Origin of the sequence: Thalassotalea profundi, assembly GCF_014653195.1 — a bacterium.
Taxonomy (GTDB): domain Bacteria; phylum Pseudomonadota; class Gammaproteobacteria; order Enterobacterales; family Alteromonadaceae; genus Thalassotalea_B; species Thalassotalea_B profundi.
The window spans coordinates 468,365-487,174 of record NZ_BNAH01000001.1 but is presented as its reverse complement, the minus strand read 5'-3'; the positions used below and the strand labels follow the sequence as shown (position 1 = coordinate 487,174).

At 37.2% G+C, this 18,810-nt stretch carries 16 protein-coding genes; 8 read left to right on the top strand and 8 right to left on the bottom strand.

The features are described 5' to 3' along the window. Nucleotides 1–98: 98 nt before the first annotated feature. The 5 genes from gmhB to IE155_RS02120 form a co-directional block, all read right to left on the bottom strand. Nucleotides 99–635 carry a D-glycero-beta-D-manno-heptose 1,7-bisphosphate 7-phosphatase gene (gmhB, locus tag IE155_RS02140; protein ID WP_189376423.1) on the bottom strand — a complete coding sequence of 179 codons (537 nt, stop codon included), beginning with the start codon at nucleotides 633–635 and terminating at the stop codon, nucleotides 99–101. 99 nt (nucleotides 636–734) lie between these two features. Next, on the bottom strand, nucleotides 735–1,496 hold the full coding sequence (locus tag IE155_RS02135; RefSeq protein WP_189376422.1) for an SDR family oxidoreductase: 762 nt from the start codon (nucleotides 1,494–1,496) through the stop codon (nucleotides 735–737). Between the two features lie 41 nt (nucleotides 1,497–1,537). Next, a complete protein-coding gene (locus tag IE155_RS02130) occupies nucleotides 1,538–2,656 on the bottom strand; it encodes an enoyl-CoA hydratase/isomerase family protein (protein WP_189376421.1) in 1,119 nt (372 codons plus the stop codon). Nucleotides 2,657–2,695: 39 nt separating this feature from the next. Further along, nucleotides 2,696–3,706 (bottom strand): oxidoreductase, encoded by a 1,011-nt coding sequence (locus IE155_RS02125; RefSeq protein WP_189376420.1) that lies wholly within the window; start codon nucleotides 3,704–3,706, stop codon nucleotides 2,696–2,698. Nucleotides 3,707–3,840: 134 nt separating this feature from the next. Then, complete coding sequence (locus IE155_RS02120) at nucleotides 3,841–7,236, bottom strand: methylmalonyl-CoA mutase family protein (RefSeq protein ID WP_189376419.1); 3,396 nt, start codon at nucleotides 7,234–7,236, stop codon at nucleotides 3,841–3,843. Nucleotides 7,237–7,453: 217 nt separating this feature from the next. On the opposite strand from IE155_RS02120, the gene IE155_RS02115 reads away from it, so the two are divergent. Then, the gene (locus IE155_RS02115) at nucleotides 7,454–8,356 is read left to right on the top strand and encodes a helix-turn-helix transcriptional regulator (RefSeq protein ID WP_189376418.1); all 903 of its coding nucleotides are present in this window, start codon (nucleotides 7,454–7,456) and stop codon (nucleotides 8,354–8,356) included. A gap of 114 nt (nucleotides 8,357–8,470) precedes the next feature. Then, entirely contained in the window at nucleotides 8,471–8,974 is a 504-nt protein-coding gene (locus IE155_RS02110) for a flavodoxin family protein (RefSeq protein WP_189376417.1), read from the top strand. Between the two features lie 4 nt (nucleotides 8,975–8,978). Here IE155_RS02110 and IE155_RS02105 read toward each other — a convergent pair whose 3' ends face one another. From IE155_RS02105 to IE155_RS02095, 3 genes are all read right to left on the bottom strand, one after another. Further along, nucleotides 8,979–9,401, bottom strand: coding sequence for a hypothetical protein (locus tag IE155_RS02105; RefSeq protein ID WP_189376416.1), 423 nt, complete (start codon nucleotides 9,399–9,401; stop codon nucleotides 8,979–8,981). A gap of 35 nt (nucleotides 9,402–9,436) precedes the next feature. Continuing rightward, complete coding sequence (locus IE155_RS02100) at nucleotides 9,437–10,105, bottom strand: HutD/Ves family protein (protein WP_189376415.1); 669 nt, start codon at nucleotides 10,103–10,105, stop codon at nucleotides 9,437–9,439. A 94-nt stretch (nucleotides 10,106–10,199) separates the two neighbouring features. Further along, a complete protein-coding gene (locus tag IE155_RS02095) occupies nucleotides 10,200–11,384 on the bottom strand; it encodes an acetyl-CoA C-acyltransferase (RefSeq protein ID WP_189376414.1) in 1,185 nt (394 codons plus the stop codon). 263 nt (nucleotides 11,385–11,647) lie between these two features. Between IE155_RS02095 and IE155_RS02090 the strand changes: the two genes are divergently transcribed. From IE155_RS02090 to IE155_RS02065, 6 genes are all read left to right on the top strand, one after another. Further along, the gene (locus IE155_RS02090; protein ID WP_189376413.1) at nucleotides 11,648–12,040 is read left to right on the top strand and encodes a MerR family transcriptional regulator; all 393 of its coding nucleotides are present in this window, start codon (nucleotides 11,648–11,650) and stop codon (nucleotides 12,038–12,040) included. A gap of 71 nt (nucleotides 12,041–12,111) precedes the next feature. Beyond that, nucleotides 12,112–13,281 (top strand): isovaleryl-CoA dehydrogenase, encoded by a 1,170-nt coding sequence (locus IE155_RS02085; protein WP_189376412.1) that lies wholly within the window; start codon nucleotides 12,112–12,114, stop codon nucleotides 13,279–13,281. 69 nt (nucleotides 13,282–13,350) lie between these two features. Next, nucleotides 13,351–14,958 carry a carboxyl transferase domain-containing protein gene (locus IE155_RS02080; protein ID WP_189376411.1) on the top strand — a complete coding sequence of 536 codons (1,608 nt, stop codon included), beginning with the start codon at nucleotides 13,351–13,353 and terminating at the stop codon, nucleotides 14,956–14,958. 10 nt (nucleotides 14,959–14,968) lie between these two features. After that, the gene (locus IE155_RS02075; protein ID WP_189376410.1) at nucleotides 14,969–15,817 is read left to right on the top strand and encodes an enoyl-CoA hydratase/isomerase family protein; all 849 of its coding nucleotides are present in this window, start codon (nucleotides 14,969–14,971) and stop codon (nucleotides 15,815–15,817) included. 4 nt (nucleotides 15,818–15,821) lie between these two features. Beyond that, nucleotides 15,822–17,855 (top strand): acetyl/propionyl/methylcrotonyl-CoA carboxylase subunit alpha, encoded by a 2,034-nt coding sequence (locus tag IE155_RS02070; protein WP_189376409.1) that lies wholly within the window; start codon nucleotides 15,822–15,824, stop codon nucleotides 17,853–17,855. 2 nt (nucleotides 17,856–17,857) lie between these two features. Further along, nucleotides 17,858–18,769, top strand: a complete 912-nt coding sequence (locus tag IE155_RS02065; RefSeq protein WP_189376408.1) for a hydroxymethylglutaryl-CoA lyase — start codon at nucleotides 17,858–17,860, stop codon at nucleotides 18,767–18,769. Nucleotides 18,770–18,810: the final 41 nt, after the last annotated feature.

The window sequence follows — 18,810 nt, the reverse complement described above, 5'->3', positions numbered from 1 at the left end:
GAAGAAGTGGAGCGCATTTTAGAGATTTTTAGCGCCGCGTCAACAGTTAATTTAACTTTTTTATTTATTTGAGTTTGTTTGTTCATTTAGCAATCACATTATTTAATAAACGGGTACGCTTGCGTAATATTATCGACTCGATGTGCTATTATTTGCTTAGTATCATCATACTGACTAGCAACTAACACTCTATTATGAATACCAGCAGCCTCAGCCGCTTGCATATCTGAAACTTTATCACCAATAAAGATACTGTTCGCTAGTTCTATATCATGATCTGTTGCCGCTAGGTTAATCATCCCAGGTTTCGGCTTGCGACAACTACAATCTTGTAAGTAATCACCAATCCCTTTCGTTGGATGATGGGGACAATAATAAACATCTTTAATAGACACATTGTTTTTATTAAATTGTTTTATCATCCAAAGTGTTAATTGTTCAAACTGTTCAGTAGTATATTTACCACGTCCAATACCTGATTGATTGGTAATAACAACGATAATATAGCCTTTACTCATAGCATATTGACAAAGCTTAAAAATTCCATCGACAAATTCAAAGTTTTCACTTTTATATACATAGCCGTGATCTATATTAATAATTCCGTCGCGATCCAAAAATAATGCTTTTGTCATAAATAATCTATTTTAGTTTTTAATGTTTTATTGTTAACAAGGTAGTGAGTTTGATTAAAAAGCGAGTAATTCTCGCTTTTTAATCATATTGTTTTGTAATTACATACAAAGGCCACCATCTATTTCCACTACCCTGCCAGTGAAAAATTCATTTTCAAAAATATATTTTACCGTATGTGCTATTTCATCTGCTTCACCTAAACGACCAACAGGTTTCATTTTTTCTAACCTATCTCGCATTTCAGGTTTCATTGCATCTGTCATTGCTGTACGAATAACACCAGGGGCAATTGCACCAACTCGAATACCATGGCGACCTAATTCTCTTGCCCAAGTTACTGTCATAGCTACAACGCCCGCCTTTGATGCGGCATAATTAGTTTGCCCCATATTACCGCCACGGGCAATTGACGACATATTAATGATTACACCCTTTTTGCCGCTTTCGATCATATGAACAGCAGCTTCTCGACCACACAAGAATACCCCAGTTAAATTAACATCAATAACCGATTGAAATTGATCGAGCGACATTTTGTTGCTGACTACACCGTCTTTTGCTTTTACAAACATACCATCACGCAAAATGCCAGCATTGTTAATTAGGCCATCGATGCCATTAAAGTCACTAGTAATTTGAGAAAATGTTGTTTCAACTTCATTTTCATTGGTTACATTCGCTAAGTAGTACTTTGCACTAGAACCTGCTTGCTCAACTAGGGCTACGGTTTCTTTTAATGATTCTTCATTTAAATCAATTAATGCTAATTTAGCCCCATTGTGCGCTAAGTTAAGTGCCATTGAGCGACCAAGCCCTTGACCGCCCCCCGTTATAACAATAACTTTATCATTTAAGTTCATGCGTTTTCCTTTATATTCTTTTGAAATTATTTTAATTTAATTTAACTAATTAGACTAAAAAACCATTCAACTTCTGTCAGGTCTACCTCATCAATTTGACTATATTTCCACTGAGGTTGCTTATCTTTATCAACAAGTAAGGCTCGTACGCCTTCAACAAACTCGGTATGTTGACAACAACGTGATGACAAATTCAATTCCTGTTCAAAACACTCTTGCAGTGATAAACCTGTACATTTATTTAGTTGATGATAGATGAGGTGCAAGCTCAGTGGGCTGCCATGTTTTATTTTTTGTTGTGCTTTGTTAAACCAAACCGAATCAATATTTTTACTAATAATATCATGATATATAGTCTCAATATCATTCGCCGAAGTTGTTTTATCGATAGTTGCTAAATGCTCAGAAATATTTGAATGTTGTTCTTCAAACTTAGTCTCATAAGTATTGAGTAATTGAGATAGTAAATGATGATTTTCTTCATTATTTTTCTGCCAATCCACTGTATTCAAAGCGGTTAAAATTAATTGTTTATCTGTAGATTTAACTTGATGATTGGCTAATTTAATTATTTTCGCGTCAGCACCATTAAAAGTCATTCCTGTTAGACCGAGGAAAAGCCCTACTCCTTTAGGCATTTGATTTAAAAACCAGCTTGCCCCAACATCAGGGTATAAACCGATAGTTACTTCAGGCATTGCCATTAAGGTTTTTTCAGTAACTACTTTATGGCTTGCTCCTGCCATTAAGCCTATACCACCACCCATTACATAGCCATCAGCCCAAACTAAAATAGGTTTTGTCGACTGATGAATAAGTAAATCTAGTTGATATTCTTTAGTAAAATATTCAACCCCAGCAAAAGCTTTAATTTCGCTATCGCTAAGCTTTTGGTTTGCGGAAACTTTTTGTGCTGCAAGAATTTCATGATAAATGCTGACAACATCGCCACCAGCACAAAAAGCTTTATCCCCTGTACCTGACAATACAATGACTGAAATATTCTGATCATTTTGCCAATGTGTAACTTGTTCAATGAGTAATTCAACCATTGCTAAGTTAAGTGCATTTAAAGATTTTGGTGAATTTAATTGTGCTATACCAATTTTTTTACCATTAGTTGATATCTCTTCTGAGAAAAGAACTTGGGCTTGCTGCATTTTATATTAACCTACTTGCTATTATTAGTTGCATGATACTTATAGATTTTCATTAATTTCTACAACAGTTCGACCTGTTACATTACCATCGATATAAGCGTCAAAAGCACTTGGCAATTCACTAAATGTAATTGTCGTTGGCGCAATAAAATGAAGCTTCGTGGGTTTTAAATCAGTCGCTAAACGTTTCCACGCTTGTTGTCTTACTGACAAAGGCATTTCAACTGAATTAATTCCTAATAAACTTACACCGCGCAAGATAAAAGGCATCACCGTTGAATCAAACTTAATTCCTCCAGCGAGCCCTATTGATGCAATATTTCCCCAAATACTAGTGGTACGTATTAACCATGCTAATGTTTCACCACCGAGATTATCAATCGCACCGCCCCACTGCATACTTTCAAGGGGTTTGCTACCCATCTCAATATTATGTCGGTTAATAAGCTTACTTGCCCCAAGCGAAGTTAAATAATCGGCTTGTTCTGTTTTTCCGGTAAAGGCGACAACCTCATAACCAATATTAGACAACATGTTTATAGCAAAACTACCAACACCACCCGTAGCTCCTGTGACTAGAATAGGACCTCGTTCAGGTATTTGTCCATTATCTTCCATTCTTTGAATGGCAAGTGCTGCAGTATAACCCGCTGTTCCTAATGCCATAGCATCTCGTAATGAAAGTCCTTTAGGTAGAGGAACAACTGAATCAGCTTTGACTCTTGCATATTCAGTATACCCCCCGTCATACAACTCAGACAATTGTGCACCACAAACTAACACTTTATCACCCGTTTTGAATCGACCATCAATAGAGCTAACAACAATGCCAGACAAATCAATACCACCAACAAGTGGAAAAGTGCGTAATATTCTCCCCTTTCCAGTAGCAGCTAATGCATCTTTATAATTAATGTCAGAATAGGCAACTTTAATCACCACTTCACCATCAGTTAAATCATCTAGTGTTATTTGTTCAAAACCACTATGAATTTGTTTATCTTCAAGTTGATGAATTCTAAATGCGTTAAACTTTTCTGGAATGATCATCTTCGTTACTCTATTTAATCAAAGGAGTTTAAGCCTAATAAATGGATAAATAATCTTCTATTAGACAATAGTGTTATCACGCCGAAGAAATATTAATAAATAACAATGACTTCAACGTGACAAGACGCAAATCTCTACATATTGCGTCGATACTGACCACCCGCTTCAAATAATGAATTAACAATTTGACCTAATGAGCACACTTTACAAGCCTCCATCATCAGTTCGAATATATTTTCATGTTTTATTGCGGCATCTTGTAAACGTTTAAGTAGCGCTTGAGCTTCAGCATCATTAGCTTTATTTAGGCTCGCTAACATTTTGATTTGATAATTTTTTTCTTCTTCTGTTGCACGGATAACTTCATCAGGTATTACCGTTGGAGATCCTTTTGAACTTAAGAAAGTATTAACACCAATAATTGGATACTCCCCCGAATGTTTTAAATGCTCGTAATGTAGACTTTCTTCTTGAATTTTGCCTCGTTGATACATAGTTTCCATTGCGCCTAATACACCACCACGTTCATTAATACGATCAAATTCGGTGAGTACAGCCTCTTCTACAAGATCAGTTAATTCTTCGATAATAAACGCACCTTGAATTGGGTTTTCATTTTTAGATAAACCAAGTTCACGGTTAATAATTAACTGAATAGCCATGGCTCGGCGTACACTATCTTCTGTTGGCGTTGTAATAGCTTCATCATAAGCATTAGTATGTAAAGAGTTACAATTGTCATTAATCGCATAAAGAGCTTGTAAAGTAGTACGAATATCATTGAAATCAATTTCTTGCGCATGTAATGAGCGTCCTGATGTTTGAATATGATACTTAAGCATTTGCGCGCGTGGGTTGGCGTTATATTTATTTCGCATAGCCTTTGACCAAATTCGACGAGCAACTCGCCCTATAACCGCATATTCAGGATCAATACCATTTGAGAAGAAAAACGATAAGTTAGGACCAAATTCATTAATGTCCATACCACGGCTTAAGTAATATTCAACAAAAGTAAAACCATTGGCTAATGTTAATGCTAATTGAGTAATAGGATTAGCACCTGCCTCTGCTATATGATAACCAGAGATAGAAACTGAATAGAAATTTCGTACGCCTTTTTCGATGAAGTATTCTTGAACATCACCCATTAATCGCAAAGCGAATTCTGTCGAGAAAATACAGGTATTTTGCGCTTGATCTTCTTTAAGAATATCCGCTTGAACTGTACCACGCACTAGAGTTAACGTTTTCGCTTTTATTTCTTCGTACACGTTTGGCGGTAATACTTGATCACCCGTTACCCCTAATAACATTAAGCCTAAGCCATCGTTACCTTCAGGTAATTCGCCTTGATATGTTGGGCGTTCACAACCTTTATCCTTATAAATTTTAGCAATAGTGGCTGCGACTTCTTTTTCTAAACCATTTTCAATAATAAAACGCTCACATTGTTGATCAATTGCGGCATTCAAGAAAAATCCCAAGAGCATTGGTGCAGGGCCATTTATGGTCATTGATACAGATGTCATGTGGTGAGCTAAATCGAAGCCTGAATACAGTTTTTTCGCATCATCTAAACAACAAATAGACACGCCGGCATTACCTATTTTTCCATAAATATCAGGGCGAATAGCAGGATCATTACCATAGAGTGTTACCGAGTCAAACGCTGTAGACAAGCGTTTAGCTGGCATACCTTTAGACACATAATGAAAACGACGGTTAGTGCGCTCAGGACCACCTTCGCCGGCAAACATACGTGTTGGATCTTCACCTTCACGTTTAAATGGAAATAAACCTGCAGTAAATGGAAACTCACCTGGAACGTTCTCTTGTAAGTTCCATTTTAGTATGTCGCCCCAACCTTGATACTTAGGCATACTTATTTTTGGAATACTAACATCAGACAATGATTTAGAGTGGGTTTCAATTGAAAGTTCTTTATCACGCACTTTAAATTTAAACTCAGGATCTTTGTAACGTTGTACTTTAGCTTCCCATTCTTCAATTAATAATTTATTTTTTGGATCAAGATCTAATTCAACTTGCGCATATAACGCTTCAAGTTGAGTAACGAGACCATTAGAAACGTCTGTACCAGTTTCTTTAGCCGTTTCAATGGCCTTGTGAATACCGTAAAGCTTCTGTGCAACGTTCGCTTGTTTCTCTACCCAAGCATCGTAATTGCGATTATTTTCTGAAATTTCTGACAAATAACGAATACGACTGCCAGGTATTACGCTACTTTTATTGGCAAGGGTTCCATCAATAGATAAAACATCGCCCACCACTAAGCCAGATTTAGTATTCAATGCGGTGATCACCGCATTATAAAGCTCGGTCATGCCACGGTCGTTAAACTGTGAGGCGATGGTGCCATAAACGGGTACTTCATCATCACCTGCTTCAAACATACCACGATTGCGTTTATATTGTTTTTTTACATCACGTAATGCGTCTAATGCACCACGCTTATCAAATTTATTTAATGCAATAATATCTGCAAAATCTAGCATATCGATTTTTTCGAGCTGAGTAGCTGCACCGTATTCTGGCGTCATTACATATAAAGAAACATCTGAATGTTCTTCAATTTCGGTATCTGATTGACCAATGCCTGAGGTTTCTAAAATAATTAAATCAAAATCAGTCGCTTTTAAAATATCTAACGCATCATGAACATAAACTGATAAAGCTAAATTTGATTGGCGGGTGGCTAACGAACGCATATAAACACGCTCATTGTTAACTGCATTCATACGAATACGATCACCTAATAATGCCCCGCCAGTTTTACGCTTAGATGGATCTACAGAAACAATGGCAATTTTGCTATCTTGTGTTGCCATTAAAAATCGACGAATTAACTCATCAACTAACGATGATTTACCTGCTCCACCAGTACCGGTAATACCTAGCACTGGTGTTTTACTTGCTGATGCAATTTTACGAATTTTCTCCAACGCCTCTTTATTTTCATCAGGCGCATTTTCGGCGGCCGAGATGAGTCTAGCAATAGATTGCTTCTTAATGTCTAAAGAAACGTCTTTATTTAAATTTGCAACATCATCTTTTTGAACATTAGTACCTGTTTTAAAGTCACAACGCTCTAGCATGTCATCAATCATGCCTAATAGACCTAATTCACGACCATCGTCTGGCGAGTAAATACGGGTGATGCCATAATCTTGCAGCATTTTAATTTCTTCAGGCAAAATTACACCGCCACCGCCACCTACAATACGAATATGTTCACAACCTCGTTCCTTAAGCAAGTCATACATATACTTAAAGTATTCATTATGACCACCTTGATAAGATGTCATTGCAATAGCATTAGCATCTTCTTGTATAGCGGTATTAACTACCTCTTCGACACTACGGTCATGACCTAAATGTATAACTTCCGCACCACTAGATTGTAAAATGCGGCGCATAATGTTAATTGCGGCATCGTGACCGTCAAATAATGATGCAGCGGTAACAATGCGAATTTTATTTTTTAACTGGTATCGTTGTGTCGTCATATTGAGCACTCTTTTATAAAACTACAGGAATAGAAAGTAACGCTGAGTATTCCAATAAAGTTAACTTATTAAATAAAGCGCGATGCTTTTAGTGTAGTCTTGTTGCAAATTAATTCTATGATTTAAATTAAAGCATACCGTATCAATCAATAAAATTGATTTTATTGTCAATTTGATGGACTATATTGTTATTTTAATCATATACAAACAATATAAGATGTCATTAAATAATTTTGATCACAATAAATTAAGTTCATCATCAAATATCACTCAAGACATCCGACTTGTTATACCCTTATTTTTATTGAACAAACTTAAAAAACATCCGCTAACACAAGGTACTTACCCAGTATCTTTAGGTAAAATTACACATCAAAATAATTTCCAAATTAATCATGATAATACAGAGCATCATTGCCTAATATATTGTCAATCTGGTAGAGGAATATTAGAACATAGAAATAAAATACGAGACGTTAATCGAGGCGATCTTGTTATTTACTCGCCTAGGCAATCATTTTTATTTTCAACACAACCTGGACACAATAATGCTTTTTTCTGGGTAAACTTTAGCGGAAAACTTGCTGATGATTTTGCTGAACGTTTATTAATGAAAATGGACGATGGCCTAGCCAATGTAGGTATTCTCTCAAATATTATTAACGACTTTGACAGCTTACTGGCATTAGGAAGCAGAGGGTATACTGCAACCAATGTAATTCACGCCGTACATGTCCTACAACAAGCGTTAAGCTTTCTGGCATTGCAGTTACGTTTAACCGCATTTAATAACAGTTCAACCTTTGATATAGATGACATTGAAACGTTAATGCGCAACAATTTACATCAAGAATTAAGTCTTGATACACTTGCCCATTACAGCCAATTATCTAAATTTCATTTTGCTAAAAAGTTTAAAGAGCTCACTGATACAGCCCCTATTCAACATTTTATTAATATGAAAATGCAACAAGCATGCTTAGAACTTGATAATAGCGATAAAACAATTAAAACAATTGCCGAGTCGCTTGGTTATAATGACCCTTATTATTTTTCTCGCTTGTTTAAAAAAATCGTCGGTATGTCGCCAAAACAATATAGAGATTCACGACATAGTTAGTGTTTTGCTATTATAAAGTGCAGTAAATAGAGCATATTAAGCTTCAACTTTCACTCTAAGTTAGTTCTAGCATTATTATAGTTTGAATATTTTTAGCATTAATTGGGAGAGTCAATGAGTACTGCAATTCTATTAGGCACATCAAGACAACATGGAAATACTCATCAACTTATTAATTTATATCTAAAATATAGAGATGCTGATGTATTTAACTTAATGGACTACTCCATTTCCGTTTATGACTATGAACACAATAATAAAGAGGATGATTTTTTAAAGTTGACCAAGCAACTCCTTAAATATGATCATATAATTTTTGCAACACCTGTTTATTGGTATTCAATGAGTGCTTCGATGAAAATATTTTTTGATCGTTTGTCTGATTTACTCACCATAGAAAAGAAATTAGGTAAACAATTACGTGATAAATCATGTTCAGTATTGGCTACAGGTGTTGATAGTGAGCCACCCGATTGTTTTGAGCAGCCATTTATCTTAACAGCTAAATACCTTGGAATGAATTATGAAAATATGCTCTATTGCGCATGTAATGATAATTTTAACATGAATGAACATTTGAGTTTATTATTAAGTTTTATTAATAAAAGTACAAAATAGGCGACTAAATTTCGACTAAGTCTTTTTGCTTAGCGATCAAGTTAAGTGCCTTTTGAAGTTTAGTACTTAGATAAGAAAACAACAAAGTATTGTTTATTACTAATAATTCTTGTTCTGTTTCAGTCAAAGCAACAATACAATCAAGTTGTAAGCTGTCAGCGACTTGATAACAAATAACATCATCAGCAAAAGGATAAGACTGGGTGTTACTTTGCCCTGTATTTTGCTCGGTATAAACTGAAAAGTCAGAAGGTGTTTCAAGTAAAAATCGGATTATTAAAATAGCCTCTTCATCGCCATACCAGCCGGCCGTCATCGTTTGGAAATTAAACTGAGCTTCTAATTTATTGCATGCTCCCGCTAACAAGTTAAATTTTTTGGATAACTCATCACTAGGAATTATTGAAATAGGCAGCAAGTCTGACATCGACATGTTTAGTATTTTACGCTCAAATTATATAATCACTTTATCTTATCTGGTTCAATTTTCAACTGGATAATAATCAGGTTATTTCCTTGAATGACCAACGACTTATTTATACTTGATGTCCATTGAAACAGCTCCCCTGGCGTGATAGCTAATTGCGACTTTCCTGTGTTTGCCTGAGAGTTTATCTGAATATAAGCATCACCTTCTACATTATAAATAAACACTAGATCAGGCGTTTCAATCGTCATAGTGTCTAATCTAGTCTGTGAATTTGATCGTACCTTTAATTGAGAATAATTTGAAGAAACCGCGATAATATCTACCTTGCTTTTTACAACCTCTTTATTAGTAATAATGTTAAAGTCAGTTATATCACCATCAAGCAATTTACCATAAGTTGCATTACCACCATCAAATTCTGCCATGTCTAGTCTATGCTCAAGTTTATCATCAGCTATTTGAGTTACTGAATTCGAATGCTTATGAATTAAATGAATACCATTGCCTTTAATTAACACTAACTGACGTTTATACCCTTTAAAATTAGAAAAAATACCATCTTGTGACACTTTAGCCATACTTAAACGCCAATCGAATTCAGTTAATGTACCACCTTTATTGATCGCTAATTCAGTGGTTTCACCTAAACCATTTTTCCATGGCGTAGTAATAAATTGTTCAGGCTTTTTAATGCTATACATTACGTTCTTCCATTTAAAGAAAAAATTATATTATTAATAAAAAAGCCGTTACAGCATTGCAGCAACGGCTTTTGACATACGAATAATGTAATATTTACAGCATTTCTACCGCAATCGCTGTTGCTTCACCACCACCGATACATAATGAAGCTACACCTTTGCTTAAACCTTTATTTTTTAAGGCATGAATTAAGGTTACCATGATACGTGCGCCACTTGCGCCTAATGGATGGCCTAACGCACAGGCACCGCCATTAACGTTAACCTTTTCCACATCTAACGATAATTCTTTAATGGCTAACATAGTCACCATAGCGAAGGCTTCGTTAATTTCCCATAAATCAACGTCTGATGTTGTCCAATTTGCTTTAGCTAATACTTTTTGCATTGCGCCAACAGGTGCTACGGTAAACTCAGCGGGTTTTTGTGCGTGCATTGCATGAGCAACTACTTTACATAGTGGCGTTAAACCACGCTTTTGTGCTTCAGATTGCTTCATCATGATCAATGCTGCTGCACCATCTGAAATAGAACTTGAATTTGCTGCGGTAATCGTACCGTCTTTTTTAAACGCTGCACGTAACGAAGGAATTTTATCTGGACGAGCATTACCTGGTTGTTCATCAGTATCAACAACAAGGTCTCCTTTGCGGGATTTAACCGTCACTGGTGAAATTTCATTTTTAAAAGCACCATTGTCTATCGCGTTATTCGCCCGTGATAACGAACGAATAGCATATTCATCCATGTCTTCGCGAGTAAAGCCAGCTCCATCAGCAGTTTCTTGAGCAAAACAGCCCATCGCAATACCATCGTAAGCATTTTCTAACCCGTCAGTCATCATATGATCAAGTACTTGACCATGACCCATTTTAATGCCTGAACGACCTGAAGGTAATAAATGCGGTGCATTAGTCATACTTTCCATACCGCCAGCAATTGCCACATCAATAGAGCCTGCCATAAGCGCATCATGCGCTTGCATTGCCGCTTTCATACCTGAACCACAGACTTTATTGATAGTAGTACAAGTAGTTGATAAGGCTAAATCTGCTTCTAAAGCCGCTTGTCGTGCCGGTGCTTGCTTTAAACCAGCTGGTAATACACACCCCATAATAACTTCATCAATTTGGTCATTAGCAAGATTGGCAGTAGCTAATGCACCTCGAATAGCTGTTGCCCCTAAATTAGGTGCTGTTACAGCAGAAAAACAACCAGAAAAGCCACCCATAGGTGTACGAGTAGCAGAAACAATAACAATAGGATCAACAGTAGACATAGTGGTACTCCACATTTAGAACAATAAAAATTGGCGATAGGTTATATGAAAATTTAAGTTTACGCCAACGTAAAGTAAAGATTATATATACTACTTTATACCACTAAAGTTAGCGTTCAAGTTCTAGAAGAAAGTGATAAATGTCAACTGTACGGGAAAATTTCCATCTATTTGCTGTTAATAAATCAACAAAACAATACAAGCTTTACGTTTACGTAAACTTCATGTAAAGTTTATTCATTGACGATTATATAGAGTATTTTATGAAAACCTCGTCCCGAATTACATATTCCATTGGCGATCTCGCAAAAGAATTTGATATTACCACTCGGAGCATTCGTTTTTACGAAGATCAGGGATTAATTCATCCAACGCGAAAAGGTCAAACACGAATTTATAACCAAAGAGACAAAGTTCGACTAAAGTTAATTTTACGCGGTAAGCGTTTAGGTTTCTCTTTAGCTGAAACAGGTCGTTTATTTGAGCTATACGATGCGGATAAAAGCAGTGTAACTCAATTGGTTACGATTATGGAATTAATTAGCCAAAAGCGTGCTGACTTAACACAACAACTTGATGATATTCAGGCGGTGCTTGTAGAGCTCGACGGTCTAGAAGCAAATTGTAAATATACATTGGCTAAAATTGACAAGTAAATTAAATCATCAATGTAGCAAAATACGCAACCAACAATGCCCTTTAACAACACCAATTATTAGGATTTACCATGATTTCACGTTACTCATCACTCAACTTTAATTTAGGTGAAACGGTCGATATGATCCGTGACCAAGTCAATGCTTTTGCTCGAGAAGAAATAGCCCCGCGTGCTGAAGCTATCGATAAAGATAACGAGTTTCCAATGGACTTATGGCAGAAATTTGGTGACATGGGATTATTAGGAATGACTGTAGAAGAACAATACGGTGGTTCTAACTTAGGTTATCTTGAGCATGTAGTTGCCATGCAAGAAATATCTAGAGCTTCTGCATCTGTTGGCTTAAGTTACGGCGCAATGTCTAACTTATGTCTTAACCAATTAAGTAAAAATGGTAATCACGAACAAAAATTAAAATACTTACCCAAATTATGCACTGGAGAACATATTGGCGCATTAGCAATGTCCGAGCCTAATGCGGGATCTGACGTTGTAAGTATGAAGTTACGTGCCGATAAAAAAGGCGATAAATATATTCTTAACGGTAACAAAATGTGGATCACCAATGGTCCAGATGCCCATGTTTATATTATCTATGCTAAAACCGACACAAACGCCGGCTCAAAAGGCATTACAGCCTTTATTGTTGAGCGTGATTACCCCGGTTTTAGTCGCCATCAAAAACTCGATAAATTAGGTATGCGCGGCTCAAATACTTGTGAATTAGTATTTGAGGATTGTGAAGTGCCGGCTGAGAACATTTTAGGTGAAGAAGGTAAAGGCGTACGTGTACTAATGTCAGGCCTAGATTATGAGCGTGTTGTTTTATCAGGCGGCCCATTAGGCATTATGGATGCTTGTATGGATTTAGTCGTACCTTATATACATGACCGCCAACAGTTTGGGCAATCTATCGGCGAATTCCAATTGGTACAAGGTAAAATTGCTGATATGTACACACAAATGAATGCTGCAAAGTCTTATATTTATATGGTGGCTCAAGCCTGTGACCGTGGTGAGACCACACGTAAAGATGCCGCAGCTGTAATTTTATATTCTGCTGAATTAGCTACTAAAATGGCTTTAGATGCTATTCAATTGTTAGGTGGAAATGGTTATATCAACGAATTCCCTGCTGGGCGCTTATTACGTGATGCTAAGCTCTATGAAATAGGTGCTGGAACATCTGAAATTCGCAGAATGTTAATTGGCCGTGAATTATTTAATGACTCTAAATAATTCACTAAATGTGCTTTAAACGAATATCTTCACCTAAAAATAAATAACAAGCTAATAAGGTAATATGCCGTGGCTAAAATCACTTCTAAAATAAATACGCGCAGCCCAGAATTTATTGAAAATGCTGAGTATATGCAATCTCAAGTTGACGATTTAAAAAGTAAGTTAGCACAAATAAAATTAGGCGGTGGTGAACGCAGTCGTGATCGTCACCTTTCACGTGGAAAATTATTACCACGTGATCGAGTAAATGCCTTATTAGACGCAGGTTCACCATTTCTTGAGCTTTCTCAGCTTGCTGCTTACGATGTATATAAAGATGATGTGCCTGCCGCTGGTATTATTACAGGTATAGGACGCGTATCAGGACAAGAGTGCATAATTGTTGCAAATGATGCCACGGTAAAAGGTGGTACTTATTATCCGTTAACGGTTAAAAAGCACTTACGCGCTCAAGCTATTGCCCAAGAAAATAACTTACCTTGTATCTATTTAGTTGATTCAGGTGGCGCAAACTTACCGAATCAAGACGATGTTTTTCCTGACAAAGAGCATTTTGGCCGTATCTTTTTCAATCAAGCCAATATGTCTGCAAAAGGTATACCTCAAATCGCTGTAGTGATGGGATCTTGTACTGCTGGTGGAGCTTATGTTCCAGCAATGGCCGATGAATCTATCATCGTAAAAGAGCAAGGCACCATCTTTCTTGCTGGCCCTCCATTAGTAAAAGCCGCAACGGGCGAAGTAGTTAGTGCTGAAGATTTAGGTGGTGCCGACGTTCATTGCCGTACTTCTGGTGTCGCTGATCATTATGCCCAAAACGATCATCACGCTTTAGAAATTGCTCGTACTGCTATCAGTAATATTAATCGTGTAAAACCTGTCACTATGAATATTAAAGCAGTAGAAGAGCCTATTTATAACAGCCAAGAAATTTACGGAATTGTACCCAAAGACTCACGTCAACCGTTTGATATTCGTGAGATAATTGCGCGTGTCGTCGACGGTAGTGATTTTGATGAATTTAAAGCCCTTTATGGCACAACATTAGTGTGTGGATTCGCCCGAATATTTGGCTACCCCGTAGGAATTGTTGCAAATAACGGCATACTTTTTGGTGAATCAGCACAAAAAGGAGCTCATTTTATTGAACTTTGCGCACAACGAAAAATCCCCCTAGTTTTCTTACAAAATATTACAGGCTTTATGGTAGGACAACAATATGAAGCTGGTGGTATCGCAAAACATGGGGCGAAAATGGTAACGGCTGTTGCTACGGCACAAGTACCAAAGTTCACAATATTAATTGGCGGAAGCTTTGGCGCTGGAAATTACGGGATGTGTGGCAGGTCTTACGATCCTAGATTTTTATTTATGTGGCCTAATGCGCGAATTTCAGTCATGGGTGGTGAACAAGCTGCTGGTGTACTGGCACAAGTAAAACGCGACCAAAAAGAAAAACTAGGCGAACAATGGACCAGTGAGGAAGAACAAGCCTTTAAACAACCAATTATAGACACTTATGAACACCAAGGACATCCCTACTATGCCTCTGCTCGATTATGGGATGATGGTGTGATAGATCCGGCTGAAACAAGACAAGTATTAGGTTTAGCGATTTCAGCCTCTTTAAATAAATCTATTGAAGATACCAAGTTTGGTATTTTCAGAATGTAGGGAATTTAAGATGACACTTTTAACAACAGATTCATCAGAAGATAAGGCTACAGACAAGGTATTATTTAACGTTGATACCTATGGTGTAGCAACGGTAACGTTAAATTCCCCTGAAAAACATAATGCATTTGACGATGACATAATTGCACAACTTACCCATATTTTTATGGAAATAGCGAGTCGCTCAGACATTAAATTGATGATCTTAGCTTCTACGGGAAAAAGCTTTAGCGCTGGTGCAGATTTAGCATGGATGAAACGCATGGCAGATTATTCGCTTACCGAAAATTTAGCCGATGCCAGCGCCCTCGCTCATATGCTTAAAGCGCTCAATTTTTTACCACAACCTACTATTGCCAAAATTCAAGGTGCTGCATTTGGTGGCGCAGTAGGTTTAGCCGCCTGCTGCGATATTGTCATTGCTAGTACTAAAGCGAGTTTTTGCTTAAGTGAAGTAAAGTTGGGGCTTATTCCCGCAACAATCAGTCCCTATGTAATTAATGTTATAGGTCAAAAAGCCTGCCGTCGTTACTTTATTACTGCAGAGCGCTTTTTTGCTGATAAAGCACAAGAACTTGGCTTAGTCAGTGAAATAGCTTCACCTGATGATTTAGATAAAACAGTTGATGAAATGGCATTAATTATTTTAAAAAATAGTCCAAATGCTGTGGAACAAGCAAAAAAAATAGCACTCGATGTAGCTTATCAAGATATTGATAATGCCCTTATCAATTTAACGAGTGAACGTATTGCTGCAATTCGTGTATCAGAAGAAGGTCAAGAAGGCTTAAACGCATTTTTTGAAAAGCGCGAGCCAAATTGGCAAGTATCGTCAAATAATCTTGATAAAAAAGGATAACACCATGTTTACGAAAATATTAATCGCCAATCGGGGTGAAATAGCATGCCGTGTAATAAAAACCGCTCGTAAGCTAGGTATTTTAACCGTTGCGGTTTATTCAGATGCAGATGCTAATTCATTACATGTAAACATGGCTGATGAAGCAATTTACCTAGGTCCATCCCCCTCGAGAGAAAGTTATTTATTAGAAGATAACGTCATTGCCGCCGCTATAAAAACAGGGGCTCAAGCGATTCATCCAGGTTATGGTTTTTTATCTGAAAATGCTAATTTTTGCCGTAAATGTCAACAAGCAAACATTACTTTTATTGGCCCACCTGTTACGGCAATTGAAGCGATGGGCTCAAAGTCTGCCGCTAAAACAATTATGGAAGCAGCAAAAGTACCATTAGTGCCGGGTTATCATGGAGATGATCAATCTGAAGCTGTGATCAAGAAAGCTGCTGACGATATGGGCTATCCGGTATTACTAAAAGCGACCGCAGGTGGTGGCGGTAAAGGTATGCGACAAGTATGGAGTGAAGCTGAATTTAGTGAAGGCTTAGCTGCCGCTAAACGTGAGGCTAAATCGTCATTTGGTGACGATACCATGTTAGTTGAAAAATACTTAACGCAACCGCGCCATGTTGAAATACAAGTATTTTGTGATAACTACGATAATGCCGTTTATTTATTTGAACGTGATTGCTCTGTGCAACGACGTCATCAAAAAGTGATCGAAGAAGCACCTGCTTTTGGAATGAGCGACGCATTACGAAAAGCAATGGGCGAATCAGCAATAAAGTCTGCAAAAGCTATCGGTTATCAAGGTGCAGGTACAGTTGAATTTTTACTTGATAGTGACGGCTCATTTTATTTTATGGAAATGAATACTCGCCTACAAGTTGAACACCCTGTTACAGAACTTATTACTGGACAAGATCTGGTGGAATGGCAACTACGCGTAGCTGCAAATGAAAAGCTGCCTAAAACTCAAGAACAATTAACTATTAATGGTCATGCCTTTGAAGCACGTATTTACGCAGAAGATACCAACAATGATTTTTTACCCGCCACAGGTAAATTATCATTTTTACAACCTCCACAAGAAAGTAACTATGTACGGGTAGATACAGGTGTTCGTCAAGGTGATGAGGTTAGTGTTTTTTACGATCCAATGATCGCTAAATTAATCGTCTGGGATGAAAATAGAGACAAAGCACTACAGCGCCTTACAAAAGCACTTGCTGAATATAGAATAAGCGGCGTAACGACAAATATAGATTTTCTCTATAATTTAGCGACTTGTCCTCCATTTATCAACGAAGATATTGATACCAGCTTTATTGAGAAACATCACGATCAAATCTTTCATTGTAACGCACAAATTTTGGCTGATGAATTACCAATGGCTGCACTGTACATTGTTCTCTCTGACGCAAAAAAAGCCAGTGATGCTGCAAAAAATACCACTGATCCACACTCTCCTTGGAATACAACAAACGCATGGCGTTTAAATGAAGCCTATATTCACCATATAACACTCTCTCATCTAGACAAAGAGTATCCGGTGATTGTCGAGCAAAAAAGACAAGGTAGCGACAGCTATTACTTAATAACAGTCGAACAGCGTACTTACGATTGCCAAGGCCGAATAAACGGCAATACCTTACTGTTTAGTAATAATGGCCATCGAAGATCAGCCACAATTGCTCAAGATAACCTTAAAATTAGCCTTTATCATCAAGGTGGTGTTTTTAATTTTATTCACGTACAGCCAGATTGCGGTGACAATAGTAATCAAGAAGCCCAAAACGGTTTGGTAGCACCAATGAACGGTACTGTGGTAAGCGTACTTATTAATGCTGGTGATACAGTAACAACAGGCCAACCCTTAATGATAATGGAAGCCATGAAGATGGAACACACCATTAAAGCTCCAACTAACGGCACGGTTGAAGTACTATTTTATGCCAAGGGAGAAATGGTTGATGGTGGTAGCGAACTATTGTCATTTACTGCGGATAACTCCACTACAGAATCCGAAAAGGAATAACCATGCCTGATATCACTTTTCCTAAACAAGTTAAAATAGTTGAAGTAGGCCCTAGAGACGGCCTACAAAATGAAAAAAAATTAATCAATGCTAAAGATAAAATAGCCTTAATAGAACAATTAGCAAATGCTGGTGTAAGCTATATTGAAAGTGGTAGTTTTGTATCACCTAAATGGGTGCCACAAATGGCAACCTCTACCGAAGTTTTCGAGAAACTAAATAGACTAAGCAATGTTACTTACGCAGCTCTAACGCCAAATATGCAGGGTTTTGAAGCTGCAATGGCTGCTAATGCTAGTGAAGTTGCAATTTTTGGCGCTGCGTCTGAAAGCTTTAGCCAAAAAAATATAAATTGTTCTATTGATGAAAGCCTTGAACGATTTCAACCTATTATGACTGTAGCTAAAGCAGCTAATATAAAAGTAAGAGGTTATGTATCTTGTGTGGTCGGTTGCCCTTATGAAGGCGATATAGCCCCTGATAAAGTTGCAATTGTCGCTGAAAAATTATTTAAAATGGGTTGTTACGAAATTTCCTTAGGAGACACTATTGGCGTAGGTACAGCTGCAAGTGTAGAAAAAATGATACATGCAGTTAGCCAACGTATTCCCCTTGAAAAGCTTGCGGTTCACTTCCATGACACCTACGGACAAGCGTTAACTAACATTTACACTGCATTACAATCTGGAATCATGGTAGTCGATAGTGCCATTGCTGGATTAGGTGGTTGCCCGTATGCTAAAGGCGCTTCAGGTAATGTAGCTACTGAAGATGTTGTCTACCTATTAAATGGCCTAGGCATAGAAACAGGTATTAACTTAGAGAAACTACTCAGTGCAGGTTGGTTTATCAGTGATAAACTTGAAAAACCTCCAGTTTCTAAAGTATCAAATGCCTATAGAGCAAAAAAATAATTATCCCCCTTTAGATCATCTAAAGGGAGATCACTTTCTTT